The sequence below is a fragment of the Allobosea sp. OAE752 genome, from assembly GCF_050433265.1.
Lineage (GTDB): Bacteria > Pseudomonadota > Alphaproteobacteria > Rhizobiales > Beijerinckiaceae > Allobosea > Allobosea spartocytisi.
In genome coordinates, this window is record NZ_JBNPXO010000001.1 from 401,699 (window position 1) to 425,825 (window position 24,127).

A 24,127-nucleotide genomic window follows, 5' to 3' on the forward strand; every position below is an offset into this window, starting at 1 on the left:
GCATGTCGCGTGCCAACGCGGAGTGCGCATCTGCGCGCGCCGATACGATTCTGGGTGTAGCACGGTCGCTGACCCATCCGTTGTATCAGCGTTTCGAGAGCTTCGAGCCCACCTTCCGCACGGCGATCCCCGTGCTCGTCGGCCTCTTCATCGTCATCCTCAGCGCCGGCGCCGCCATCCAGACGGCGGCCCTGCGCGACGACGCGCTGATCAACGCCACGGGCGAGATGGAGGTGATCTCGGCACTGATCGCCCGCGAGCTCGACAACGGCACGCAATCCGGCAAGGAGCCGACCGCCGTTCTCGCGACGATCGCCTCGAAGCACCTCGCCCCCCATGGCCGCATCGTCCATGTCAGCGGCGCCGACGGCCGCGTCCTCGCCAGCGAACCCGCGATCGGCCAGACGCCGCGCACACTGGTCGACTTCCTCGGCCAGGCCCAGCCGCTCACCGTGTTCGGCGACCGCGCCGGCGTGATGCGCATCACCCCGCCCGGCGGCCCCGAGGTCCTCGCCATCGTCCGCAACCTCGCAGGCCCGCTCGGGCAGGTGGCGGTGCTCCAACCCGTCTCGCGCGCCCTCTCGATCTGGCAGGACCGGCGCAACAGCCTCACCATCCTCTTCGGCTCCGCCGGCCTCGTCCTGGCGATGACGACGCTCGCCTTCATGCTGCAGTCGAAGCGCGCCAGCGCCGCCGATCAGGATTGCGACTGCGTGCGCGAGCGCATCGACACCGCGCTCAATCGCGGCCATTGCGGCCTGTGGGACTGGGACCTCGCGCGCGGCCGCATCTACTGGTCGGATTCGATGTACGCCCTGCTCGGCTACGACCGCCGCGGCGAATACATGTCCTTCGGCGAGGTGATGAGCTTCATCCATCACGAGGATGTCGATCTCTACGCCCTGGCCGATGCGATCAGCCGCGGCGAGACCAGCCATATCGACCAGGATTTCCGGGTCCGCAACGTCCATGGCGAGTGGATCTGGCTGAAGGCCCGCGCCGAGCTCGTCGTCGATCGCCGCACCCACTCGCATCATCTCGTTGGCATCGTCGTCGACATCTCCGAGCAGCGCCGCATGGCCGAGCGCACCGCCACCGCCGATGCCCGCCTGCGCGACGCGGTCGAGGCGATCTCGGAAGCCTTCGTGCTTTGGGATTCGGAAAACCGGATCGTGCTCTGCAACGCGAAATACCAGCAGCTCCACCAGCTCTCGCCCGAGGCGCTGCAACCCGGCACCAGCCATGACGAGATCATGGCGATGAGCGCCCAGCCCCATATCGACCGCGAGCCGATGCGCGCGCAGCGCGGCGCGGCCTCCTACGAAGCCCGCCTTTCCGATGGGCGCTGGCTGCAGATCAACGGGCGGCGCACCAAGGATGGCGGCTCGGTCTCGGTCGGCACCGACATCACCAAGCTCAAGCAGCAGGAAGAGCGGCTGACGCAGTCCGAGCACCAGCTCCTGATGCATGTCACCGACCTCAAGGCCTCGCGCCAGAAGCTGGAAGCGCAGGCCCAGCAGCTCGCCGACCTCGCCGAGCGCTATCTGGAGCAGAAGGCCGCGGCCGAGAGCGCCAACCGCGCCAAGTCCGAATTCCTCGCCAATATGAGCCATGAGCTGCGCACGCCGCTCAACGCCATCATCGGCTTCTCCGAGATCATGGAGAACGAGATGTTCGGCCCGCTCTGCGACAAATATACCGACTATGTCCGCGACATCCGCTCCAGCGGCGGTTATCTGCTCGGGATCATCGACGATGTCCTCGACATGTCGCGCATCGAATCCGGCAAGATGCGGCTGGAGCGCAGCGAGATTTCGCTCGGCCCGGTGCTCGACGAGGCCATCCGCAAGGTCCAGCCGGAACTGGAGCGCAAGCAGCTCTCCTTCACCCTCGAAGGACCGACCGCCACCCATATCGACGCCGATCCGCACGCGCTCTACCAGATCCTCGGCAATTTGCTCGACAACGCCGTCAAGTTCACGCCGGAAGGCGGGCGCATCGCGGTGCGCACCCGCCATGTGCCGGGCGCCCTCAACATCTTCATCGAGGATACCGGCATCGGCATCCCCAAAGAGAAGATCGACCGGGTCGGCCGCCCCTTCGAGCAGGTCGAGGGCGATCTGGTGCGCAGCTACAAGGGCTCGGGCCTTGGACTTGCCATCGCCCGCTCGCTCACGGAACTGCATGGCGGCTCGCTCAGGCTGCGCTCCGCCATCGGCGCGGGCACCATCGTGATGGTCCACCTGCCGCTCGACGGCGGGGTCGGGCGGGTCACGGCGCAGGCGGCGTAGGTCACCTCATTCCTGGGTATGCCGCAGGCGCGAGCCCGAGAATGACGCCTTAGGCCCGCGCCTGCCCCAGCACACGGGTGAAGATGGCCCGGACGCCGCCCCTCACCTCATCCAGCTCCGCCTTGAGCACCTTGGCATCCGGCCGCCCGACGGCCGTCGCGATCCGCCGCAGCACGCGGGCCGGCACGGCCTTGGGGTCGAAGGCTTCCTCGACCGTGAAGCGCTGCCAGAGCTGAACGTCGCCGATCAGGCGATGCGCCTCCAGCAGGGCCGAGGCATCGGCCTCCGAAAGCAATCCCGCAGCACGCGCGGCTGCGAAGACGGACGCCGTATCGTTGACGATCAGCGATGGATGCTCGCTGGCATAGGCGAGCAGCAGGAACTGGGCGAGGAAGTCGAGATCGGTGATGCCGCCGGCGGCGAGCTTCAGATCCCAGGGGTCCTTCTCGCCCTTTTCCCTGGCGATCAGCGCCCGCATCTCGGCGACGGCGGCCGCGACCTTGGCAGGCTCGCGCTTGCGGGAGAGGATCGCGCGGATCGAGGCTTCGGCGCGCCTTGCCAATCCGGCATCGCCGGCGACGACGCGGGCGCGCGTCAGCGCCATCTCCTCCCAGATCTCGGCCTCGCCCCTATGATAGCTCTCGAAACCGGCGAACTGGGTCGCAGCCGGGCTCTTGTTGCCGGTCGGGCGCAGGCGCATGTCGACCTGATAGAGCGTGCCGCGCCGCGTCGGCACGGTCAGCGCCGCGACGAGGCGCTGGGTGAAACGGACATGCCAGGTCACCGGATCGAGGCTCCTGGCGCCGTCGCTTGGCCCGGCATCGTCCGGCCGGTCGTATAGCAGGATCAGATCGAGATCGGATGAGGGCGTCAGTTCGCCCGCGCCGAGCCGTCCAAGCCCGAGCACGACAGTCTCGGCTCCTTCGATCACCCCGTGATCCGCCGCAAAGGCCGTGCGCGTATCGGCAAAGGCGACGCGCAGGCAGGCTTCCGCCACGGCGCAATAGGCCTGCCCCGCCCCTTGCGCCGGGTAGACGCCGGAAAGAAGCCGCGCGCCGACCAGGAAATTCTCCTGCCGCGCCGCGTCGCGCAAACGGTCGAGCCCGTCCTCGACGCTGGGCGGCGGCGAGCCGACATAGTTGCGGATGCGCCCTTCCAGCGCCGCGACATCGACCACCGCCTGACCGAAGGCCGGATCGATGACGCCGTCCAGAACATGCGGGTGCAAAGCCGCGACCTTGGCGAGACGTGGTGCGCTGCCGAGGATTTCCGCGAAAAGCGTCAGCAGGGAATCATGCGAGCGCAATAGCGTCAGCAGCTCGATGGCCGCCGGCATCCGGACGAAGGCGTTGTCGAGATGGGCGAGCGCACCATCGGGATCGGCAGTGCGGCCGAGCGCGACCAGCAGGGCCGGCGTGAGCTCCGTCAGCACCTCGCGGGCGCGGGCGCTGGTGACGGCCGGGCGACGGCCGAAATGCCAGCCGCGCACCGTCTCGGCCGCGGTCAGGGCATCGCGGAAGCCGAGCTTGCCCAGCGTGGTCATGGTCTCCGGATCGGGCTCCGAGCCGGTGAAGCTCAGCGTGCCGGCTTCGGCGGCAAGACTCGGCCCCTCCTCGAACAACAGGGCGTAGTGCCCCTCGATGCGCTTCGCATGAGCGGTCAGCGCCTTGCCGAAGGCCGCGGCATTGGCATAGCCGCAGAAGCGGGCGAAGGCGTCGAGCTCGCCGGCGGCCTTGGGCAAGGTCTGGGTCTGCTCGTCGTCACGCATCTGCAGACGGTGCTCGACGGTGCGCAGCCAGCGATAGGATTCCGAGAGCTCATCGCGCGCCTGCGGCGTGATCCAGCCTTCGTTCGTCAATTCCCCGAGCATGTCGAGCGTGCGCGGGCCGCGCAGAGCCGGGCGTCGGCCGCCGAAGACGAGCTGCTGGGTCTGGACGAAGAACTCGATCTCGCGGATGCCGCCGCGGCCGAGCTTCACATTGTGACCGGCGACGGCGATGGTCTCGTGGCCCTTCACCGTCTGGATCTGGCGCTTCATCGCATGGATGTCGGCGATGGTCGCGAAGTCGAAATATTTGCGCCAGATGAAGGGGGCGAGATCGCCAAGGAAGCGCTGGCCGAGCGCGATGTCGCCGGCGATGGGCCGCGCCTTGATCATGGCGGCGCGTTCCCAGTTCTGGCCGACCGTCTCGTAATAGGAATAGGCCGAGGGCAGCGAGACGGCGACATGGGTCGAGGCAGGGTCCGGCCTCAGGCGCAGATCGACGCGGAAGACATAACCGTCCGGCGTGCGCTCCTGGATGATGCGGGCGATCTGCTGAGTGATCTTGACGAAGAAACTCGACGGCTCGCCCACGCCGGCCGCCTCCGCCGCCTCGGGATCGAAGAACACGACGATGTCGATGTCGGAGGAGTAGTTCAGCTCGCCGGCGCCGTGCTTGCCGAGCGCCAGGACGACGAGGCCGGAACCGAGACCGGGATTGGCGGGATCGGCGAGGTTGATCCGGCCGAGATCGGCGGCCTGACGCAGGACGTGGTCGGTGGCGAGTTTCGTGGCCATGTCGGCGGTGGCGGTCAGCGCCGCCGTCACCGTCTCAACGTCCCAGACGCCGCCGATATCGGCGAGCGCGATCAGCAGCGCCATGGCGCGGCGGAAGCGGCGTAACTCTCGCATCAGATCGGCCGTCTCGCAGCCGCCCGCACCGAATGCGGCCATGCCGGCGAGAAGCATGTCGCGACGCGCCTCCGGCGCTTCCGTCAAACTGGCGAGCAGGCCGGCGGGATCGAAGCGCATCACCTGGGTGAGGAAGGGGGAATGGGCGAGGATACCCGCCACCAGCGCCACCGAGCGCGGATGAGCGGCGAAATGCGCCTGCAGGGCTTCCGCCGCCGCTTCGTCATGGAGGCGCTCGATCAGCTCGCGCGCGAGCAGCGTCTCGGCCTTGGCCTTCGCCGGCAGGACCGGCGCCGCCTCCAGCCTGTCACAGAGCTGCCCCGTCATATCCACGCACTCCCCCGCAACCGCCGAGCGCTCATCCGGACGCATGGCGATCGATGTCCTCGATTTCACATGAACCGCGCCGTCATCCCGGGCTTGACCCGGAATCCATCATAGAGCGTCGACGCCTTATGATGGATTCCGGATCGGTGCCGCTAGCGCGGCTTGGCCGGGATGACGGCGCGGTTCATGTGAAATCAGCAGCCCCTAAAGCGACGGCACGCCAGCAGGGTTTGGCTCGGCTGTCGAGACGGCGGGGTCGGATGGCGGCGGCGTTTCCACAGGCTTGCTCTCGCCTGCCGACGGCTTGGGCGCGATGGCGGGCAGCGCGATGACGGTGCGCAAGCCCGGCGCATTGTCCTCCAGCCTGAGCTGGCCGCCATGGAGGCGCACGACGCCGGCCACCATCGACAGCCCCAGCCCGAAGCCGGGCTGGCTGCGGCTGGCGTCGAGCCTGACGAAACGGTCGAGCACGCGGCCACGATCTTCCTCCGGAATGCCCGGTCCGTGATCGGACACCGAAAGCTCGATATCCGCGTCCATGCGGCGGGCGGCGACTGTGACAACCGCTTCCCCACCCGATTCCGGCCTGCCATATTTCAGGGCATTGTCGACGAGATTGGCGAGGGCCTGGCCGATCAGCTCGCGATTGCCGAAGACATGGAGGCCGGGCGCGACATCGCCGACAAGCGTCAGCCCCGCCTCCTCCGCCAGCGGCTCGTAGAGCTCGGCGACCCCCGAGACGATCTCGGAAAGGTCGAGATCGTCCATGTTGTCGCTGATCCGGCCGGCTTCCAGCCGCGCAATCATCAGGAGCGCGTTGAAGACGCGGATGAGATTGTCGGCCTCCTCGATCGCCCCGTCGAGCGCGGCGCGCAACGCATCGGTCGACTTGGCGCTGCGCAGCGCCTCCTCGGCCTTGTTGCGAAGCCGGGTCAGCGGCGTCTTGAGGTCGTGAGCGATGTTGTCGGTGACCTGCTGCATGCCGGCCATCAGCTCGCCGATGCGGTCGAGCATGGCGTTGAGGTTGAGCGCCAGCCGATCCAGCTCGTCGCCGGTGCCGGCGATGGCGAGCCGGCCCTTGAGGTCGCCCTCCATGATGCCATGCGCCGTCTCGCTCATGTCGTCGATGCGCCGGAGCACGCGGCGCGCCACGAACCAGCTCGCGAAGCAGCCGAGGATGAAGATCAACGCCAGCGACCAGCCGATCGCCCGGCGGATCACCGTGCCAAGCCGCTCGCGCTCCTCGACATCGCGGCCGACGAGCAGGCGGAAGCCTCCCGGCAGCACGAAGACGCGGACGATGGCATGGCTCGGCGTGTCGATCGCATCGCTCGTGCGGGCGTAGTCGATCTCGCTCTCGCCGGTCTTGTCGAGCGTGCCGGGCGGAATCGCCTCGACATTGCCGGCAACGCGCTCGCCGACGGGCGTCGTGACCAGATAGAGCGAGGCGCCCGGAGCGCGCGAACGCCGCTCGACGATGTTCACGAGCCGGCGGATGCCGCCCTGGCGCGCCTGCTCGGCCAGGCCCTGGATCTCGGCGTCGATGGTCGAGCGGATCTGGTCGTTCAGCAGGCGCTGCGCGTTCCAGGCGACATAGCCGAGCACGAAGGCGGCGAAGAGCGCGAAGATGAGGAGGTAGACCGCCGTCAGCTTGAACGCCGTCGTGCGGAACAACGTCGGCAGGAAGTGCGGGCGCTTGCGCGGGGTGGGCTCAATGCGCGCTGTCACGAACCATGTATCCCGCGCCACGGACGGTATGGATCATCGCATGCTCGAAGCCCTTGTCGACCTTGGAGCGCAAGCGGCTCACATGCACGTCGATGACATTGGTCTGGGGATCGAAATGATAGTCCCAGACATTCTCCAGCAGCATGGTGCGGGTGACGACCTGTCCGGCATGCTTCATCAGATATTCGAGCAGGCGGAACTCGCGCGGCTGCAGCACGATCTCGTGCCCCTCGCGCGTGACACGGTGGGCGAGCCGGTCGAGCACGAGCTCGCCGGCGCGATAGGTCGTGGGCTCGGAGGCAGGGGCGCCGCGGCGGCGCGCCAGCACCTCGACGCGAGCGAGCAATTCGGAGAAGGCGTAGGGCTTCGGCAGATAGTCGTCGCCGCCGGCGCGCAGGCCCTTCACCCGGTCATCGACCTGCGCCAGCGCCGAGAGGATGAGCGCCGGGGTCTCGTCCTTCTGCTCGCGCAGCGAGCGGATGAGGGAGAGGCCGTCGAGCCGGGGCAGCATGCGGTCGATGACCAGCACGTCATAACCGCCGCCCTCGGCCATGGCGTAGCCCTCGAGGCCATCGGCGGCATGGTCCGCGATATGGCCGACCTCGCGGAACGCCTTGGTCAGATAGGCCGCAGCCTCGGCATCGTCTTCTACGATCAGGAGTCGCATGGGGGACATTGTAGCCCAATCTCCGAGCAGGCTGCACGTCATTGCGAAGGCAACGAGGCAATCCGGGGAACGCGGCGCCATGCCGTTGCGGGGGCCTCGGCGGCCGCACCGCCCCGCCAGGACGGAGACGCACCCGACCCAGACCCGAACACGACGGGTCCGACAACGAGAAACGGCAGGCCGGAGGATACGCATCCGGCCTGCCGCTGCGACAGCTGGTCCCTCGGCTGGGGCGACAGGAAACCGAAGGGACCCGCCTGCCTCGTTCAGGCCGCGGGCTGGCGGCCGACCTCGAAGGTCACGTCACGTGACTTGCCTTCGCGGAACAGGGTGATCGTGGCCTTGGTGCCGGGCGCGAAATTCGCGATCTTGCGCGACAGGTCGCGGGCGTCCTTGACCGCCTCGCCGTTGAGGGCCGTGATCGTGTCACCGCGGCGGATGCCCGCCTTGGCGGCCGGGCCATTGCCCTGCGCCTCGGCGACGAGCGCGCCCTGGGCGTCCTTCAAGCCGATCGCATCGGCCATCTCGCTGGTGACAGGCTGGATCTGCACGCCGATGAAGCCGCGCGCCACCTTGCCGTCCTTCTTGAGCTGGTCGACGACCTGCTTGACGGTCGAGGCGGGAATCGCGAAGGCGATGCCGACATTGCCGCCCGAGGGCGAGTAGATCGCGGTGTTGACGCCGACGACCTCACCGTTGCCGTTGAAGGTCGGGCCGCCCGAATTGCCGCGGTTGATCGGCGCATCGATCTGCAGGAAGTCGTCATAGGGACCCGAGCCGATATCGCGACCCTGGGCCGAGACGATACCGGCCGTGACCGTGCCGCCGAGACCGAACGGATTGCCGATCGCCAGCACCCAGTCGCCGATACGCGGCTTGCTGTCGGAGAGCTTCACATAGGGGAAGTCACCGCTGTCCTTGACCTTGAGCAGGGCGAGATCGGAGCGCGGATCGGTGCCGACGACCTTGGCTTCCAGCGTCTTGCCGGCATCGGTGACGAGCTGAACGTCGACCGCATGCTCGACGACGTGGTTGTTGGTCACGACATAGCCGTCCTGGCTGACGAAGAAGCCGGAACCCTGCGCCATGCCGATCTGCGGCTTGGGCTTGCTCTGGCGACCGCCCTCCTGATCGCCGAATTCGCGGAAGAAGCGGCGCAGCTGCGGCGGCAGATCATCGAGGCTCTGCTGATCGGAGGCAGCGGCGACCTCGGTCTTGACGCGCACCGAGACGACGGCCGGCTTCACCTTGTCGACGAGGTCGGCGAAGGAAGGAAGCTGGGTCTGGGTGCCGGAGAGCTCGATTGGCTGCGCGAAAGCGAGGTCGTTCTGCAGGAAGGCGCGGTCGGCGATGCCGGCAGCGAGGCCGATGCCGAGAATGGCAGTCCCGGCCAGAAGGGCGCCGCGGCGCAGGAAGGTCTTCTTCGGGGTGATTTGTGTCGTCATGGCTTGAACCTCGTGGAGCGACAGGGTTTTCCCTGCTCGTGGCGAGGACCATGAGGCCCGGCGCCTTACGTGGCTTTGGCCTGAAGATGACGATTTCGTAAGGTTGGCGGCCGGCTTCGGCTCAATCCCGCTCGCCCTGCAGGAGCCGGTCGAGGCGCTGCCGTTCCTCTTCCGTCAGGCGGGGAGCGGCCTCGGAGGGCGGGGCCACGCGACGGAGCCGCCAGACGAAGGCCGCCCCGCCCAGGAGGATCAGGAAGGGCGCCGTCCAGAGCAGGAGCGTGTGCAGGTTGAATGGCGGGCGCAGCAGGACGAACTCGCCATAGCGCGCCACGACGAAGTCGATCACGGCCTTGTCGCTGTCGCCGGCGGTGAGCCGCTCGCGGACGAGGAGCCGCAGATCGCGCGCCAGCGGGGCATTGGAATCGTCGATCGACTGGTTCTGGCAGACCAGGCAACGCAAACCGCCCGAAATCTCTCGCGCGCGCTGCTCGAGGGCGGGATTCTTCAGGACTTCGTCGGGCTGGACGGCGTGGGCTGCCGGCTGGACGAGGCAGAGAAAAGCCAGGGCAAGCAGCAGGCTGCGCATCGGCTTCACTCCGCCGGCTGCGCGGCCGCGACAGGGGCAGCGCGACGCGGGGCCGCCAGGCGGAAGCGGCGGTCGGTGAGGGACAGGCCTCCACCCAGCGCCATGACGATGGCGCCGATCCAGATCAGCAGGATCAGGGGCTTGTCGTAGAGCCTGACGGCGAGGCCGTCATCCTGTGCCTCGCCGAGGCTGACATAGGCCTGGCTCAGCCAGTCCGTGCGGATGCCGGCCTCCGTCGTCGGCATCGCGCGGGCCGTGTAGACCCGCTTCGAGGCCTCCAGCGGCGCCAGTTCGCGATCTCCCGAGAAAAGCTGGAAACGCGCCACCTCGGCCCGGAAATTCGGCCCGGTCCGGGGCACCACGGATTCGAGCATGACCGTGTAGCGCCCTGCGGTCAGGCGCTCGCCGGGTTTCAGCACCGCGATGGCCTCGCTGCTCCAGGCCGCGGCCGCGATGCCGATGATGCTGAGCCCGACGCCGGCATGCGCCAGCGCCGTGCCCCAGGCCGAGCGCGGCAGGCCCTTCGCCCGCGACAGCATCGCCGGCCAGCCGCTCGCCCGGGCGACGACGCGCTCGCCGAGGTCGAAGCCGGCGCCGAGCACCAGAAAAACACCGAGACCGACGCCCAGCGGCGCCAGCACGGGGCCACCGCGCGTGAAGGCGATCAGCGACAGCGCCGCGACGACCGCGAGGCCGCAAGCGACCGCGTTGCGCTGCGCCGCGCCGAGCAGGTCGCCGCGCTTCCAGGCGAGCGACTGACCGATCGGCAGAAGCAGAAGCAGCGGCACCATGACCGGCACGAAGGTGGCGTTGAAGAACGGCGCCCCGACCGAGATCTTGTCGCCGGTCGCCATCTCCAGCGCCAGCGGATAGAGCGTCCCGACGAAGACGGTGGCGCAGGCCGTCGCGAGGAAGATGTTGTTCACGACGAGCGCGCTCTCGCGTGACACAGGCGCAAACAGGCCGCCTTGCCGCAGGAGCGGCGCACGCCAGGCGAAGAGCGCGAGCGAACCGCCGACAAAAAAGACCAGGATCAGCAGGATGAACAGGCCGCGCGCCGGGTCCGTGGCGAAGGAGTGGACCGAGGTCAGCACGCCCGAGCGGACGATGAAGGTGCCGAGCAGGGAAAGCGAGAAGGTCAGGATCGCGAGCAGGATCGTCCAGACCTTCAGCGCATCGCGCTTCTCCATCACCACGGTCGAGTGGATCAGGGCGGTGCCGGCGAGCCAGGGCATGAAGGAGGCGTTCTCGACCGGGTCCCAGAACCACCAGCCGCCCCAGCCGAGCTCGTAATAGGCCCAATAGGAACCCATCGCGATGCCGAGTGTCAGGAAGACCCAGGCCAGCAATGTCCAGGGCCTGACGGCGCGCGCCCACATCGCGTCGATCCGCCCGTCGATCAAGGCAGCGACGGCGAAGGCATAGGTCATCGAGAAGCCGACATAGCCGACATAGAGCAGCGGCGGATGGATCGCGAGGCCGAGGTCCTGCAGGATGGGGTTGAGGTCCTGCCCTTCCGCCGGCGCCGGCACGAGCCGCCGGAACGGGTTCGAGGTGAACAGCATGAAGGCAAGGAAGGCCGCTGCGACCAGCCCCTGCGCCGCCAGGGCTCCGGCGCGCAGGCGCGGCGGCAATGACCGGTGCGAGACGGCCACCAGCGCACCGAACAACGTCAGGATCAGCACCCAGAGGAGCAGCGAGCCCTCGTGATTGCCCCAGACGGAGGTGAGTTTGTAGATCAGCGGCTGGGCGGAGTGGGAATTCTCGAAGACGTTGGCGACCGAGAAATCGGAGCGGACATAGGAGGCGACCAGCGTCGCGAAGGACAAGGCAACCAGTCCGAAGCTGACGAGAGCGGCGCTCGCGCCGACCGCGGCCAGCGCGCGGTCCTGCCGCGACAGCCCCCAGAGCGGCACCAGGGCCTGGATGACCGAGACCCCGAATGCGAGAGCCAGCGCGTAATGTCCGATCTCGACGATCATGCCGGTCTCACGGCTTCACCGGCGCGGCCGCGCCGGCCTCGCCCTGCCAATGCCCCTGCTTCTTGAGGGTGTCGGCGACTTCGCGCGGCATATAGGTCTCGTCATGCTTGGCGAGCACCGAATCCGCCTTGAAGCGACCGGCGCCCTCGAAGACGCCTTCCGTCACGACGCCCTGCCCTTCCCGGAACAGGTCCGGCAGAAGCCCATCATAGCTGACCTTCACGGTGCTCTTGCCGTCGGTCACCGCGAAGGCGACACGCTGGCCCGGCCCGCGCTGGACGGAACCGTTCTCGACCAGCCCGCCGAGCCGCATGCGCGTGCCGGGCATGACGCCCTTTTCGGCGATCTCGGTCGGCCCGTAGAAGAAGACGATGGTGTCGCGCATGGCGAAGAGCACCAGCCCGGCGGCGAGCGCGAGCACGGCCCCGGCCGCCGCGATGATCGTCAGGCGGCGCTGCTTGCGGGTCATGCGCCGCTTCGGCGGGCGCAGCGGCGTGGTCTGGGCGGCCGTCATGGCTTGACCTCCTTCAGGTCCAGCTCATCGGCCAGAGCGTCGAGCGCCGCAAGGGCGGCGGCGTCCTGTCCCAACCTTTCGCGCGCAGTCCGGGCGGCTTGCGACGCCTCGGCCTTCTCGCCAAGCGCCGCTCGCGCCCGGATCAGGCGCGACCAATCGGCCAGCGTCCCGCCACCGGCGCTCAGCCGTTGCGCGAGGCCGTCCACCATGCCCTTGATCGCCTGCGCGCGCTCGGCATCGGGCAAAGCCGCGATCGCGTCGCCCTTCGCCTGTGCCTCCAGCCGGGCCAGCCGGTCGCGCACCGGCGCCGTCCAATTGGCATCGGGCGGCGCGCCGGCCAGAAGCTCGTTGAGAGAGGCGATCGCGCCCGGCGCATCACCGTCCTGTTCCTTGGCCAGAGCGAGATAATACAGCGCCCGTACATTCTTCGGATCGCGTTTCACGGCCTCGGCAAAGGCTTCGCGGGCAGAGGCCGTGACGACCCCTTCTGCAGCGAGCGTGCGGGCTTCACCGAGACCGGAGAATAGATCGGGATCCGGCTTGCCGTTGCGCATGGCCGCAGCAAAAGCATTGGCGGCGTCGTCATAACGCCCCTGCCTGAGATAGATCGGCGCGATCAGCGACCAGCCCTTCGTGTCGGTCGGATTGGCGGCGAGATGCGCTTCCATGCGTGCGAAGACGACGGCGAAGTCCTGCTGCGGGCCAGCCTGCTCGAGGCGCGCCGCGAGCGGCTGGTCGGGATTATCGGGCGAGCCGTAGATGCCGTAGATCAGCAGCGCGAGCAGGGGCACGACCGAGAGCATCAACGCGGAACTCGCGCGGCGGCGGCGCAGCGATGGCTCCGTCTCGCCGGCCGGGGCGACTTCGTCTCCGGCCACGCGCAGCAGGCGCCGCGCCGCCTCGGCCCGCGCCGCTTCCGCCTCGCCCGCAGCGATGAGGCCGCGGGCCATGTCGCGGTCGATCTCGCCAAGCTGCGACCGATAGAGGCTTCTGGCGTCGGCCGTGTCGGCGAAGCCCGGAACCTGCCCGCGACTCAGCGGCCAGAGCAGGGCGAAAATCGCCGCTCCCGTCATCACCGCAAAGACCGCCCAGATCATCATCGGGTGTTCTTAACCAATTGGCCCGTCCGGTTCATGGTGACAAAGGGTCACGCGACCCCCTCGCGCTACACGGCGGGGAGAGCCAGGCGTGCCCGCAAGCCGCCGAGCGGTGAGCGATACAACGTCAGATCGCCGCCATAAAGCTTGGCGAGATCGACCACGATCGACAGGCCGAGACCAGAGCCGGGCGTCGTTTCGTCGAGCCTGCGGCCGCGCTTGATCACCTCGGCCATCGCCTCCTCCGGCAGTCCGGAGCCGTCGTCGTCGATGAGCAGCGCCATGGACTTGCCGGGACTGCCCGTGCCGGCCTCCAGCGAGACCTCGACCTTGGCATCGGCCCATTTGAAGGCGTTGTCGAGCAGGTTGCCGAGCATCTCCTCGAAATCCTGCTTCTCGCCGCGAAAGCGCAACCGGGCGGGCACGGAGTGGCTGCCCTGGATGGCGCGCTCCTGGGAGATCTTCATGAAGGTCCGCAGCAGCGCTTCGAGCGAAGGCGCCACCTCGGTCACGCCGCCGAGCGCCCCCGAAAGCGCCGCCGCCCGCGCGCGATCGAGATAGTACTGGACCTGGTCGCGCATCACGGCGGCTTGCGTCCTCACGGTCTGCGCCAGATGCGCCTCGCCCACCCCAGCCTCGGCATCGTTCATCATCACGCTGAGCGGGGTCTTGAGGGCATGGGCGAGATTGCCGACCTGCGTGCGGGCCCGCTCCAGAATCTCCTGGTTGGTGTCGATGAGCTGGTTGAGCTCGCCGGCGAGCGGCGCAAGGTCCGGGGGATAGTCACCGACGATGCGCGGGTTCTCGCCCGTCCTGACGGCACCGACGGCAGCGCGCAGCCGAACGAGCGGGCGCAGGCCGAAGCGGACCTGCACCAGCGTCGAAGCGACCAGGATCAGGCCCAGCAGCACGAAGGTCATCGTCAACGCCAGGCGGAAATCCTGGATGTCGCCCTCGATCTCGTCCGCCGGAGCGGCGACGGCGACGGTGAAGCGGCCGTCCTCGCCGACATCGATCTCGCGTTCGAGAACCCGCAGCATGCGGTCGTCGGGGCCGGAGACATAGCTTTCGCGCAGGCCACGGCTATTGGGTGCAAGTCCTTGATCGAGCAGCTTGGGCAGTTGCCCTCCGACCAGCGAGCGGGAGGAGCGGACGTTCGGCCGGTCGCCGTCGAGCCGCGTGATCTGCCAGTACCAGCCGGTCAACGGGAGATCGAAGCGCGGCTCGCCGAGGTCGCCGATCGTCTGGCGCTCGGTCTCCGGTGGCGCGGCGAGATCGGCAACGAGCTGCTTGATGTAGACCGAAAGCCGCTCGTCGAAGCCGCGCTCGGCCGAACGGCGATAAAAGGCGGTGAGGCTGAGGCCGGCGACGACCAGGATCAGGATGCAGCAGAATGCCGCCGAGAGAAACAGCCGCGCTCCCAGCGAATAGCGATGGGATTTGAACGGCATGTGCCGGGATCAGACCTTTTCCGGAGCGGCGGCGATATAGCCGAGCCCGCGGACGGTCTCGATGATCTCGACGCCGAGCTTCTTGCGCAATCGGCCGACGAAAACCTCGATGGTGTTGGAGTCGCGGTCGAAATCCTGATCGTAGAGATGCTCGACCAGCTCGGTGCGCGAAACCACCCTGCCCTGATGGTGCATCAGATAGGAGAGCAGCCGGTATTCGTGGGAGGTCAGCTTCACCGGGTTGCCGTCGACGACGACGCGGCTCGCCCGCGTATCGAGCCTAACCGGCCCGCAGACGAGCTCGGAGGTGGCATGGCCGGCGGCCCTGCGCAGCAAAGCGCGCACCCGCGCCAGCAGCTCCTCGACATGGAAGGGTTTGACGACATAGTCGTCGGCGCCGGCGTCGAATCCGCCGACCTTGTCGCTCCAGCGGTCGCGTGCCGTCAGGATCAGCACCGGCATGGTCTTGCCCGCCCGGCGCCAGCCCTGCAGCACCGCGACGCCATCGACCTTGGGCAGGCCAAGGTCGAGGATGACGGCGTCATAAGGCTCGGTCTCGCCGAGATAGAGCCCCTCCTCGCCGTCGAAAGCCTTGTCGACGGCATAGCCCGCATTCTCAAGCGCCGTCACGATCTGGCGGTTGAGGTCCTTGTCGTCCTCGACGACGAGCAGTCTCACGGTCTGTTCGCTCCCGTTTGCGGGTTTATCCGGCCGGTGTCAGCGGATGGTGGCCACCTTGCCGGATTGTCCCTCCAGCGTCACGCGGGCGACCTTGCCATCACGCTTCAACGTCGTCACGACATACACGAATTCCTCGCCTTGCCGACAGAGACGAATGCGAACCACCTCGCCCGGCGCCGCATGGCGCGCGTGGCGGGAGGCCTCGGCGGGCTGGATCACCCTGCCATCGGCGACGGCGTCGCGCATCTCGTCGGAGGAAAGACAGGAAATCGGCGCTTGGTCGTCGATGCGAACGATAGGGGCCGGCGAGGAAGCCAGAAGCGCAAAGGCAAGGAGGGGTTCGACCGGCATCATCGTCATGACTTAGCCTCGCGCGCCTGAATGCGCCATGAATGCCCGGTCCATTCCACAACCCAGGCGAGGTCAGACCACCGCGACATGTCCACGCCATTCCTGCCCGGGGCCGACCGCCCCGCCAAGCTGGCGCACCGAAAGCGAGATCTCGCTCCGCGGTCCGCCGAAATCGAGATTCTCCTGCTCCGTGGGATAATGCCAGCCCGCTTCGTTCACGGTTGCGCTACGAACCGCGATGTCCCCATCGAGAATAGCGACGAGGTAGCGCTCGTTTTCCTCACCGAGCGGCACCTCCGCCAGATCCCAGGAATCACCCTCGACGCGTGTGCGCCGCAGCCAACTCAACGCGATGCCACCTTCGGTGCGCCTCGCCCGCACGCGCACCGGCGATAGCGGCAGCAACGCCGGCCCTTCGACGTCGGCGGAAAACTCCACCATCGTCGGATCGCCGACATCCTGCCGCGCCGGGCCGACCCTGTAGCGCAGCGTCCGATGGAGATCGGCGAGATCGCTGGTCAGCGCGACGGCCGAGCCGTCGAGCACCACGACCCGCGCGCCCGCCGCCAGGTGACGTTGCGCGGCCGCTTCCGAACCGCCGAGCCCGCGCAGGAAGCCCGACAGGCGGAAGCGCTGCTGCCCGATCAGCTCGACCTGCGAGACGGTGACGAGCTCGATGCCACCCGCCTCGTCGATCAGGGCGAGCGCGTTGGCCCCGGCGAGAGCGCTCTCGGCCGGGACGGAAGACAGCACGCCACCCCGAAGCTTCACCTCCAGCACCGCGTGCCGATCGCTGCGCCAGAGCGGTCCGGCCGGAAGGTCGGTCAGCGTCTCACCCACGATCGAGGGGGCCTCGACGAAGCCGGCGAGATCGAAGAGGCCGGTATCCCCGGCCCGCCAGATCGCCAGCGCTCCGGGCCAGGGCGCCGCGAAAGCGGCCAGGGAGAGCAGCGCCGGCGGCTGTCCTGTCACGATCGGCAGTGCAAGCGGCACGGCGAGAGGCCGTCCCGGCAGAGGCGGCGGCAGCCGCGGCGGCCGGTCGCCTCCCTTGATACCGGCGGTCCGATAAATCGCCGGCTCGACCAACCGCGCCGCGATGCGTCGGGTGGGCCCGTCGGCAATGCGGGTAATCCGGAAAAGACGGTCGCTCCCCTCCACCGGCAAGGCGACGACATCACCCGGCTCGAGGTCGAGACAGCGGGGCGAGACCTCGCATTCGAGCGTCTCGCGCGCTGCCCAGGCCTCCTGCAGGCGTTGGTCGGCGAGGCGCTGGCCTTCCGCCATGCGCGTGACGATCGCCGTCTCGACCGCGACCTCGCGCCGGGCGGCGCCGGCGAGGCGGCGCGAGCGCGCGGCGGCGCTGCGATAGCCGTTCTCGCCATCGCTGAAGCCAAGCCGCAATTCGAGCGGCAACTCCGTCTCCTGCATGCGTCTGAGGGCGAAAGGCTCACCGTCACGGTCGAGAATCAGATCGTCCGAGCCGAGCCGGCGCGACACGGCGCCACCCCTGCCCTCGAAGCGCAAAGTGCCTGAGCTCATCACCGCATCGAAGCCGAAGGTCTGGGCGAGCGGCTCCAGCGCTTGCCGGGCCGAGAGCGGCCGGTCGAGCAGATAGCCGTCGAGAAAGCCGTCCACGACGATCCGGTCGGTGGGCGGCAAGCCGAAATCGGCCAGCAGCTTCGCCACGAGCCGATCGACCGGCGTGCCTTCGAGGCGGCCGTTGAGCCAGTGGCCGGTCTCGAAATTGCTGCCATCGGCCCAGATGCCGCCGAGATCGGGAAAAGCAGGAAACGGCCGCGCATCCCAGTTCCAGACGAAGATATGCGCCGGGTCGACCATGCGGATGCCGCTGACCGGGTGGACCGGATTGCGCGCGGCCTCGAAGCCGGTACGGGCCGGATCGAAGCCGGAAATGATCGCCTCCAGGGCGCGGGCCTGCACGAGATCGTCGCGCGCTCCGCTCGAGAACGGCGGCACGCCACCCTCGTCCTTCACATCCGGGAAGACATTCGGTGCGTTCGCGCCCTTGTCCACCGCGGGCACGCCGATCTCGGTCAGCCAGATCGGCTTGGCGCCGGGCACGAAAGCGCTTGCGCCGGTCTCCACGCCGCCGGCGCGACGGATATGGGGATGGCTCCACCAGCTGACGAGGTCCTTCGGGCGGAACAGCCAGGGCTTGCCATAGGCGCCGTCGGTGATCGGCAAACGCTCCTGCGCGGCCCGTCCGGCCTCGTCGGCGTAATACCAGTCATAGGCTTCGCCTGACATCAGACGCCCGCGCAGATAGGCGAGATCGGCCGGGCCGCGTGCGATGGCGGCATCGGCATGCGCGGCGGAATCGCGCCAATCGGAGAGCGGCGGATAATAGTCGATGCCGATAGCGCCGATGGCGGGCGAGGCCCAGAGCGGATCGAGCGGGAAGTCGATATCCTGCCCGCCATTGCGGACATCGGCGCCGTATTCGGTCCAGTCGGCGGCATAGGTCAGCGTCGTCGCCGGCAGGATCGTCCGCACATCCTCGGCAATCGCGACGAGATGCCCGGTCATCGGATAGCCGCTCGCATCGCGCAGGCGCGTCAACCCGATCAATTCCGAACCGATGACGAAGCCTTCGACGCCACCTGCCGCCTGCGCCAGCATGGCGCAGTGCATGACCAAGCGGCGATAGGACCATTCGTCCGGCTTGGCGCAGGAAACGGCGCTGCCGGCCGCGCTCATGTCGGCGGGGGCGACGGTGCCGATGAAGGCCGCGACCTGCGCCGCCGTGACGAAGGTTCCATCCGGAGTGCCGGGTCGGCCCGGGGCGGGATCGCAGGTGAGGCGACCGCGCCAGGGATAGCGCGGCTGGCTGGCCGCTCCCGAATGCGGATCCAGCAGGCCGTTGCCGGCAGGGATATCCATCATCAGGAAGGGATAGAGCACCACCTCCAGCCCGTGGTCGAAGCGCAGGCGGCGGATCAACGCGATCACGCTCTCGTCCGAGGGGGTTCCTCCGAAGGCCGGGCGGCCTTCGATCTGGCTGACCGGACGGGCCGAAGCGCGGCTCAGCCCCGCAACGGACCACTCCGCGCCGACAGTCGGCTTATGCGCGACCTCGACACGAGGCGCGACGCTGCAAGAGCCGGCGCGCAGATCGTCGCCGAACCAGGAGACGACGAGCGAAACACGCCTGAGATTGGGGCAAAGCGCGACGAGATGGCCGATCGCGGTATCGACATCCGCGCCGCCATAGAGCTGGTGGCGTGTCAGGCTTTCGGTGACGCCGGCCTCGGGCTCGTGGCTGACCGGCCGGATGTCGTAGACGAATTCGCCGGCGCCGGGAGTCAGCGCGACGGCGCGGATCATGGCGCCCAGGCCATCCACCGCGCGCACGACCTCGAAATCGAATTGCGGGATGCGGTTGCCGTAATCCGCCAGCGGAAAGCGCTCGAAGACGACATAGGCGAGCCCGCGATAGGCCGGCGCCTCGCCGACCTCCTTGGCGACTATAAACGGGTCGGGCTCCTGCGCTTCATCGCCGTGATGGACCCGCATCACCACCGTATTCACGTCGAGCTCGCGGCCATCGGCCCAGATGCGGCGGATGAAGGCGATCGGTCCCTCGCAGAGGCCGATCGCGAGGTTCGCATAGTAGCTGTAGGTTGTCTCGTAGGTCTTCTGCGCGCGTCCGCCCTTGCCGCCGCTCTTGGTCCGGGCGATCGAAAGCTTGATCTCCTCCTCGAAGCGCGTCGCCCAGATGAGCTGCCCTCCCAGCCGCGCCCGGCCATAGAGACGCGGAATCGCGGCGCCTTCCGTTGCCGCGAGGCCGTTGACCTCCTTCAGCCGCGGCCCTTCGACGATCTTGTTCCCGCCCGAGCCGCCGAGCCAGGCCTGGTCGACGGTCGCGCCTGCGAGACCGCCGAGCGCCTGGCCGATGGCGCCGCCCACCGGCCCACCCAGCGCGGTGCCAAGCGCCGCGCCCGCCACCTGCAAAAGAAGCGTCGCCATCAGTCGCTGACTCCGGGAAAGGAAAAGGCATGGCTGAGATGGCGCCGCCACCAGCCAGTGAAGGCCACCTCGGCGACAGCCGCGCCGTCATGGGCGTGGATGATGCGATCGGGAGCGCTCAGGATGGCGCAATGCTTGGCCGGCAGATGCTCGCGCCAGCGGAAGAGCAGCACGTCACCCGGCCGCACCGCCTCCGGCACGACCGGCGCGAGGTGGCGCAACGCCGCCAGCGCCAGCGTCTCCCGGCCCAGGCTCTCGGCCCAGCTCGGCGAATAGGGCGGCGGCGCTTCCGGCTCGGGTCCGCACAGCTCGCGCCAGACGCCGCGCACCAGCCCCAGGCAGTCGCAGCCGACGCCGCGCAGCGAAGCTTGGTGATGATAGGGCGTTCCCAGCCACTCCCGTGCGGCGGCGACGATCTCGTCCCGTTTCATCGAAACAGGCTCCCGCCATCGAGGGCGCCGTCGCCCGGCCGGACACCGCCGATGATGAAGTCGGAGGTCGGCATATGCGGGAAGCCGCGGAAATTGACGCCGTTGCCGAACTTCGCCCGGCAGGTCGCAAAGCTCTTGTCGCAACCCGGCGTCACGCTGAACGCGTCTCCGGGAGCAATCGCCGCGGGGGCCGCTTGCCAGAGCTGGAACACCGCCAGGCTTCCTTCCCGGCCATGGCGCTTCACCTCGGTGGCGAAGCCGGCATTGGCTCCGGCGGTGAAGACGAGCTTGCCGCCGGTGAAATGGCCGTCGGCATAAGCCCCCATCCCCACCGCGGAGAGCGCGAGGCGGCCGTCGCTCTCCGCCACGACCGCCTCGACCACCGCTATTGCGAGGCCACAGCGGGCATCGCCGAGATCGGCCGAGCAGGAGCGCATATAGAGCCGGCCGCGCTCCTCGTCGAAGGCCTTGGCAAAGCTGCGGACCTCGGCCGTGAAACCGCTCTCGCCCCGCCTGACCTCGCCGACGAAGCCTTCTTCGAGCAGCACGCGCTGGCCGGTTTCCGACCAGTCCACCAGCCAGATCCGCAGACGCGCATCGTCGTAGAGGCCGCGCGCCAGATCGGCTTCGTTCAGCCCGGTCGCGGCGAGCGCACCGGCGACATCGCCACCGCCGATGGCGAAGCCGAGCTCGGCCGTGGCCTCGGCCGCCTCGAGCCCAGTCACGGCGGCGAAGGCGATGCCCTCGAAGGCGAGCGGCCGGTCATGGTCGGTGAAGCCGAGAACGAAGCCGTCGCGCCGTGTCAGGCTCCAGCAGCGGCACAGCGTCGTCGCGCCGCCTTCGAGATGGGCGGCAAGGTCGGGCGGGATGTCGCGCATGGCAGCCTCAGGGCAGGATTTCGACGACCGGAATGCGCGGGATCTCGCCAGCCTCGAAAGCCGAGAGATCGACCTCGATCGCATCGGTGTCGAAGCGGACGGGAATGTCGAAGGCGAAGCCGGCCGTGACGACGGCATTGGCGGGCGGGATATGACCGGCGGCGAAGGTGACGAGCCCGGTCGCTGTGTCGCAGGAAAAGGCCTCCTCCGACATCTGCGCGACACCGTCGACGGCGACGAGCACGCTGCCCGCCTGCGGCTTGGCGATGGTCCGGCTATAGGCGGACGCTCCCGTGCCGTAGCTCTTGCGGAGCTGGAACGCCGCCGTCAGCCCGTCGCCGATCCCGATGATCTGATCGATCGCGGCCGGCGCCTGCGAAGGCGCGCAGCTCTTCCAGTCGAGCTGGTCACGCCAGCGGAAGCCGAAGAGCCTGCCGCGACGCTCCTCGAAGAAGCTGACGACCTGCGCCAGCGCGTCGAAGGAACGCACGCCGAGGCCCGCATCGTAACGGCGGCGCGAATGGGCCCAGCGGCTGTTACGGACCTCGCGGCCGGAGGCGAGCGTCACGATCTGGGTCTGGCGCTCCGGCCCACCCCGCGCCCCACGCGCAACGTCGAGCGGAAAGCGGACGTCATGGAAATCGGTCATGACCTGCCTCGTCAGAGTGCGCGGCCGCCGCGCGCCACGGCCCGCGCAATCGCGGCCGAAACCTGCGCCTCCGAACGGCGGAAGCTCTCGGCATCGAGTGTCGAGACCTGCACCGTGACGTTGAGCGGGCGTGCCCCGCCGCCGGCTCTGACGCCGAGGCGCCCATCCGGCCCGCGCGAGAGCGGCATGATCGCCTCGGCGCCGCGCTCGCCCATCAGGCCGAGGCCGCGCCCGGTCGGGAAATGGGAAGGCGAGGCGACGATGCCGCCCTCCGCGAAAGGGGCGACCGGTACCGAAGCCCCACCGCCGAGCGAACCGAAACCGCCGGTGAACAGGCCGGTCAGACTTTTGATACCCGTTCCGAGCAGATTGGAGATGCCGGTCTGCAGCGGCTTCAGCGCATTCTTGAGCAGGCCGTCGGTCAGCGAGCGCCCGACACCGCGCAACACGTCCTCGAAGCGCTTGCCTTCGACGACACCGCGCGAAAAGGCATTTACGATCGATTTACCAAAGCTTTGCGAAGAGCGGTTGAGGGATTGAGTCAGGGAATCCATCGTCCGCAGATCGGAAAGACGGACGGAGTCGAAATCGGTCTCATCGGCCATGACGATCCTCTTCAGAAATTGATTCAAGACGTTGCGTCAGATGTCGGGAAAAGCGGCCATCAATGCCTCGAAAGCCGTGCGTTCGGTCGCGGCGCCCGACGCTCCCCAACCCCAAGCCTTCATCGCTGCAGCCAGCTCGCGCGGGGTCGCCGCCCAGAAGCGATCCGGCGGCCAGGCGAGCCGGCCGAGTCCGAAGGCCATCACCTCCTCCCAGGGAAAGGCCGCCGGTGCGCTCAGGCTTCCGGCGGCTGCGGAGGGCGGACGGGCTCGCCCTCGCCGAAGGTCGCCTCCAGCAGGGCGATGGCGGCCTTGATCGCCCCAGCGAGCCCACCGTCGAAGGACAGCCCCGCGACCTCCTCGTCGCGGATCACCTTGCCCGCGCCGCGCAGGCCGGCGGCGATGATGCGGATGATGTCGCGCGCCGAGAGATGGCCTGAGACGAAGCGCTGTCCGAGCGCTGGCAGGCTGTCGACCGCGAAGGCGTGCTCGAGCTCGGCCAGCGCGCCCAGGGTGAGGCGCATCGGCAGGGCCTCGCCCGAAATCATGAGCGCGGTTTCGCCGCGATGACGATTGACCATGCCGGTCTCCTCAGAGCGCTGTGAAGGCGAGTGCGCCGGCCGATTCCAGCGAAAGGTCGAAGGTGACCTCCGCCGCATGGTCGCCGCGATATTCGAGGCTGGTGAGCTGGAACGGCCCGGCGACCGTGCCGAAATCCGGCACGACCACCTGCCAGTCGCGGATCGCGCCATCGAAGAAGGTCTGGCGGACGAGCGCGTCCGAGGCCGCATCCTTGAAGATGCCGGAGCCGCTGATGCTCGCGCGGCGGACCCCGGCGCCTTCCAGCAACTCACGCCAGCGCCCGGCCGATTCCGCATGGGTCACGTCCACCGTCTCGGCATTGAACGCGATCTGGCGGGCACGCAGCCCTGCGACGGTGGTGAAACCGCCCTCCCCATCCGCCGCCTTGAGCAGCAGATCCTTGCCCTTCTGTGCCGGCATGCGGCGCCTCCTTCGATTGTCGCGATGTTTCGGGTGTTCAGAGCGGCTCGGTCGCCGCGCGGAAGCGGATCGTCACGTTGGGAAGCCCGCCGCGCGGTTCGCGCGCCAGCCGGCTCGAGAGCCAGCGCAGATTGACGAGGCTGTGCCCGTCGAGGGTGAGATCGGCATCGTCCAGCGCCGTCACGATCAGCCTCGCGGCCTCCAATGCCTGGCGGGCGGAGCTGCTCTGGGCGGCCCATATGATCAGCGTCAGCTCCTGCTCGCAGCCACGCTCGCCTCCGGCCGACCAATCGCGCGCCTCGACATCGCCATGGACGACGTAAAGGCCTCGCGCGGCGCGGGGCGCCTCGTCGAAGATGCGATCGGGGCCGATCAGGGCGTTCAGGGGCGCGTCCGCGGCAAGCCGCGCCTGGATCGCGGCGCGCAGAGCCAGGATGGCGTCGCTCACGGCTTGACCTCCTCGACCAGGCAAACCAGCCGGCGGCGCGAACCGTCGGGATCGGCCACCGCGCGGATGTCGAAGATGCGCTCGCCGTCGCGCAGGCGCCGCCCGGCATCGATGTCGCTGCGCCAGCGCAGGGTGACGCGGTATCGCGCGAGCTGCTCGGGCCGCCCTTCGCGCCATTGCTCGACGCCCGAGAGCCATTCGAGCTGCGCCCAGAGCGCGCCGGCCGCGGCGAAGCTCTGCGTCGCGCCGCCGAGGCCGTCCGGCGTCGCGACCGGCGCTTCCAGCACGAGCCGGCGCCGCATCCGGCCAATGGCAGGGATCAGAATCTCCGCCATG

Annotated in this window: 22 protein-coding genes; 1 reads left to right on the plus strand and 21 read right to left on the minus strand. The window is 68.6% G+C overall.

Features of this window, described 5'->3' with window-relative positions; genetic code table 11:
• The first annotated feature begins 80 nt into the window (after nt 1-80).
• Nucleotides 81-2,291, plus strand: coding sequence for a PAS domain-containing sensor histidine kinase (locus GGC47_RS01885; RefSeq protein WP_248311135.1), 2,211 nt, complete (start codon nt 81-83; stop codon nt 2,289-2,291).
• Between the two features lie 49 nt (nt 2,292-2,340).
• Here GGC47_RS01885 and GGC47_RS01890 read toward each other — a convergent pair whose 3' ends face one another.
• From GGC47_RS01890 to GGC47_RS01990, 21 genes are all read right to left on the minus strand, one after another.
• On the minus strand, nt 2,341-5,292 hold the full coding sequence (locus GGC47_RS01890; RefSeq protein WP_142020298.1) for a bifunctional [glutamine synthetase] adenylyltransferase/[glutamine synthetase]-adenylyl-L-tyrosine phosphorylase: 2,952 nt from the start codon (nt 5,290-5,292) through the stop codon (nt 2,341-2,343).
• 204 nt (nt 5,293-5,496) lie between these two features.
• Nucleotides 5,497-7,020, minus strand: a complete 1,524-nt coding sequence (locus GGC47_RS01895; protein ID WP_370953924.1) for a sensor histidine kinase — start codon at nt 7,018-7,020, stop codon at nt 5,497-5,499.
• Nucleotides 7,004-7,687: a response regulator transcription factor gene (locus GGC47_RS01900; protein ID WP_038361458.1), complete on the minus strand. Its 684-nt coding sequence runs from the start codon at nt 7,685-7,687 to the stop codon at nt 7,004-7,006. The genes GGC47_RS01895 and GGC47_RS01900 overlap by 17 nt, the downstream gene beginning before the upstream one ends.
• Nucleotides 7,688-7,953: 266 nt before the next feature.
• Complete coding sequence (locus GGC47_RS01905) at nt 7,954-9,132, minus strand: trypsin-like peptidase domain-containing protein (RefSeq protein ID WP_112763437.1); 1,179 nt, start codon at nt 9,130-9,132, stop codon at nt 7,954-7,956.
• Between the two features lie 121 nt (nt 9,133-9,253).
• Complete coding sequence (locus tag GGC47_RS01910) at nt 9,254-9,718, minus strand: cytochrome c-type biogenesis protein (RefSeq protein WP_142020297.1); 465 nt, start codon at nt 9,716-9,718, stop codon at nt 9,254-9,256.
• A gap of 5 nt (nt 9,719-9,723) precedes the next feature.
• On the minus strand, nt 9,724-11,700 hold the full coding sequence (locus tag GGC47_RS01915; RefSeq protein ID WP_133561947.1) for a heme lyase CcmF/NrfE family subunit: 1,977 nt from the start codon (nt 11,698-11,700) through the stop codon (nt 9,724-9,726).
• A 7-nt stretch (nt 11,701-11,707) separates the two neighbouring features.
• Nucleotides 11,708-12,169, minus strand: a complete 462-nt coding sequence (gene ccmE / locus GGC47_RS01920; RefSeq protein WP_133562605.1) for a cytochrome c maturation protein CcmE — start codon at nt 12,167-12,169, stop codon at nt 11,708-11,710.
• A 41-nt stretch (nt 12,170-12,210) separates the two neighbouring features.
• Nucleotides 12,211-13,314 carry a c-type cytochrome biogenesis protein CcmI gene (gene ccmI / locus GGC47_RS01925; protein WP_142020296.1) on the minus strand — a complete coding sequence of 368 codons (1,104 nt, stop codon included), beginning with the start codon at nt 13,312-13,314 and terminating at the stop codon, nt 12,211-12,213.
• A 65-nt stretch (nt 13,315-13,379) separates the two neighbouring features.
• The gene (locus GGC47_RS01930; RefSeq protein ID WP_038361447.1) at nt 13,380-14,762 is read right to left on the minus strand and encodes an ATP-binding protein; all 1,383 of its coding nucleotides are present in this window, start codon (nt 14,760-14,762) and stop codon (nt 13,380-13,382) included.
• A gap of 9 nt (nt 14,763-14,771) precedes the next feature.
• Nucleotides 14,772-15,440 carry a response regulator transcription factor gene (locus tag GGC47_RS01935; protein WP_038361444.1) on the minus strand — a complete coding sequence of 223 codons (669 nt, stop codon included), beginning with the start codon at nt 15,438-15,440 and terminating at the stop codon, nt 14,772-14,774.
• 39 nt (nt 15,441-15,479) lie between these two features.
• Complete coding sequence (locus GGC47_RS01940) at nt 15,480-15,803, minus strand: PepSY domain-containing protein (RefSeq protein ID WP_051987736.1); 324 nt, start codon at nt 15,801-15,803, stop codon at nt 15,480-15,482.
• Nucleotides 15,804-15,866: 63 nt separating this feature from the next.
• Nucleotides 15,867-19,781 (minus strand): baseplate multidomain protein megatron, encoded by a 3,915-nt coding sequence (locus GGC47_RS01945; RefSeq protein ID WP_429066680.1) that lies wholly within the window; start codon nt 19,779-19,781, stop codon nt 15,867-15,869.
• The gene (locus GGC47_RS01950; protein ID WP_112763432.1) at nt 19,781-20,212 is read right to left on the minus strand and encodes an NlpC/P60 family protein; all 432 of its coding nucleotides are present in this window, start codon (nt 20,210-20,212) and stop codon (nt 19,781-19,783) included. Before GGC47_RS01950 ends, GGC47_RS01945 begins: the two co-directional genes overlap by 1 nt.
• Entirely contained in the window at nt 20,209-21,090 is an 882-nt protein-coding gene (locus GGC47_RS01955) for a DUF2163 domain-containing protein (protein ID WP_142020294.1), read from the minus strand. The genes GGC47_RS01950 and GGC47_RS01955 overlap by 4 nt, the downstream gene beginning before the upstream one ends.
• Nucleotides 21,091-21,097: 7 nt before the next feature.
• Nucleotides 21,098-21,739 (minus strand): phage distal tail protein, Rcc01695 family, encoded by a 642-nt coding sequence (locus tag GGC47_RS01960; protein WP_142020293.1) that lies wholly within the window; start codon nt 21,737-21,739, stop codon nt 21,098-21,100.
• 11 nt (nt 21,740-21,750) lie between these two features.
• Nucleotides 21,751-22,344 carry a phage tail tape measure protein gene (locus tag GGC47_RS01965; RefSeq protein WP_429066685.1) on the minus strand — a complete coding sequence of 198 codons (594 nt, stop codon included), beginning with the start codon at nt 22,342-22,344 and terminating at the stop codon, nt 21,751-21,753.
• A 36-nt stretch (nt 22,345-22,380) separates the two neighbouring features.
• Complete coding sequence (locus GGC47_RS01970) at nt 22,381-22,581, minus strand: phage tail assembly chaperone (RefSeq protein WP_370954298.1); 201 nt, start codon at nt 22,579-22,581, stop codon at nt 22,381-22,383.
• Entirely contained in the window at nt 22,578-22,922 is a 345-nt protein-coding gene (locus tag GGC47_RS01975) for a gene transfer agent family protein (RefSeq protein ID WP_133561958.1), read from the minus strand. Before GGC47_RS01975 ends, GGC47_RS01970 begins: the two co-directional genes overlap by 4 nt.
• A gap of 10 nt (nt 22,923-22,932) precedes the next feature.
• Complete coding sequence (locus GGC47_RS01980; RefSeq protein WP_191123245.1) at nt 22,933-23,343, minus strand: phage major tail protein, TP901-1 family; 411 nt, start codon at nt 23,341-23,343, stop codon at nt 22,933-22,935.
• A gap of 37 nt (nt 23,344-23,380) precedes the next feature.
• Nucleotides 23,381-23,791 carry a DUF3168 domain-containing protein gene (locus tag GGC47_RS01985; RefSeq protein WP_429066688.1) on the minus strand — a complete coding sequence of 137 codons (411 nt, stop codon included), beginning with the start codon at nt 23,789-23,791 and terminating at the stop codon, nt 23,381-23,383.
• Complete coding sequence (locus GGC47_RS01990; RefSeq protein ID WP_142020289.1) at nt 23,788-24,126, minus strand: phage head closure protein; 339 nt, start codon at nt 24,124-24,126, stop codon at nt 23,788-23,790. Before GGC47_RS01990 ends, GGC47_RS01985 begins: the two co-directional genes overlap by 4 nt.
• Nucleotide 24,127: the final 1 nt, after the last annotated feature.

Excerpts from the sequence above, each read along its gene's own strand:
- GGC47_RS01890 (WP_142020298.1), bottom strand. The coding sequence starts at position 5,292 with ATGACGGGGCAGCTCTGTGACAGGCTGGAGGCGGCGCCGGTCCTGCCG.
- GGC47_RS01900 (WP_038361458.1), bottom strand. The coding sequence starts at position 7,687 with ATGCGACTCCTGATCGTAGAAGACGATGCCGAGGCTGCGGCCTATCTG.
- GGC47_RS01905 (WP_112763437.1), bottom strand. The coding sequence starts at position 9,132 with ATGACGACACAAATCACCCCGAAGAAGACCTTCCTGCGCCGCGGCGCC.
- GGC47_RS01910 (WP_142020297.1), bottom strand. The coding sequence starts at position 9,718 with ATGCGCAGCCTGCTGCTTGCCCTGGCTTTTCTCTGCCTCGTCCAGCCG.
- GGC47_RS01915 (WP_133561947.1), bottom strand. The coding sequence starts at position 11,700 with ATGATCGTCGAGATCGGACATTACGCGCTGGCTCTCGCATTCGGGGTC.
- ccmE (WP_133562605.1), bottom strand. The coding sequence starts at position 12,169 with ATGACCCGCAAGCAGCGCCGCCTGACGATCATCGCGGCGGCCGGGGCC.
- ccmI (WP_142020296.1), bottom strand. The coding sequence starts at position 13,314 with ATGATGATCTGGGCGGTCTTTGCGGTGATGACGGGAGCGGCGATTTTC.
- GGC47_RS01930 (WP_038361447.1), bottom strand. The coding sequence starts at position 14,762 with ATGCCGTTCAAATCCCATCGCTATTCGCTGGGAGCGCGGCTGTTTCTC.
- GGC47_RS01940 (WP_051987736.1), bottom strand. The coding sequence starts at position 15,803 with ATGACGATGATGCCGGTCGAACCCCTCCTTGCCTTTGCGCTTCTGGCT.
- GGC47_RS01945 (WP_429066680.1), bottom strand. The coding sequence starts at position 19,781 with ATGGCGACGCTTCTTTTGCAGGTGGCGGGCGCGGCGCTTGGCACCGCG.
- GGC47_RS01950 (WP_112763432.1), bottom strand. The coding sequence starts at position 20,212 with ATGAAACGGGACGAGATCGTCGCCGCCGCACGGGAGTGGCTGGGAACG.
- GGC47_RS01955 (WP_142020294.1), bottom strand. The coding sequence starts at position 21,090 with ATGCGCGACATCCCGCCCGACCTTGCCGCCCATCTCGAAGGCGGCGCG.
- GGC47_RS01960 (WP_142020293.1), bottom strand. The coding sequence starts at position 21,739 with ATGACCGATTTCCATGACGTCCGCTTTCCGCTCGACGTTGCGCGTGGG.
- GGC47_RS01965 (WP_429066685.1), bottom strand. The coding sequence starts at position 22,344 with ATGGCCGATGAGACCGATTTCGACTCCGTCCGTCTTTCCGATCTGCGG.
- GGC47_RS01975 (WP_133561958.1), bottom strand. The coding sequence starts at position 22,922 with ATGGTCAATCGTCATCGCGGCGAAACCGCGCTCATGATTTCGGGCGAG.
- GGC47_RS01980 (WP_191123245.1), bottom strand. The coding sequence starts at position 23,343 with ATGCCGGCACAGAAGGGCAAGGATCTGCTGCTCAAGGCGGCGGATGGG.
- GGC47_RS01990 (WP_142020289.1), bottom strand. The coding sequence starts at position 24,126 with ATGGCGGAGATTCTGATCCCTGCCATTGGCCGGATGCGGCGCCGGCTC.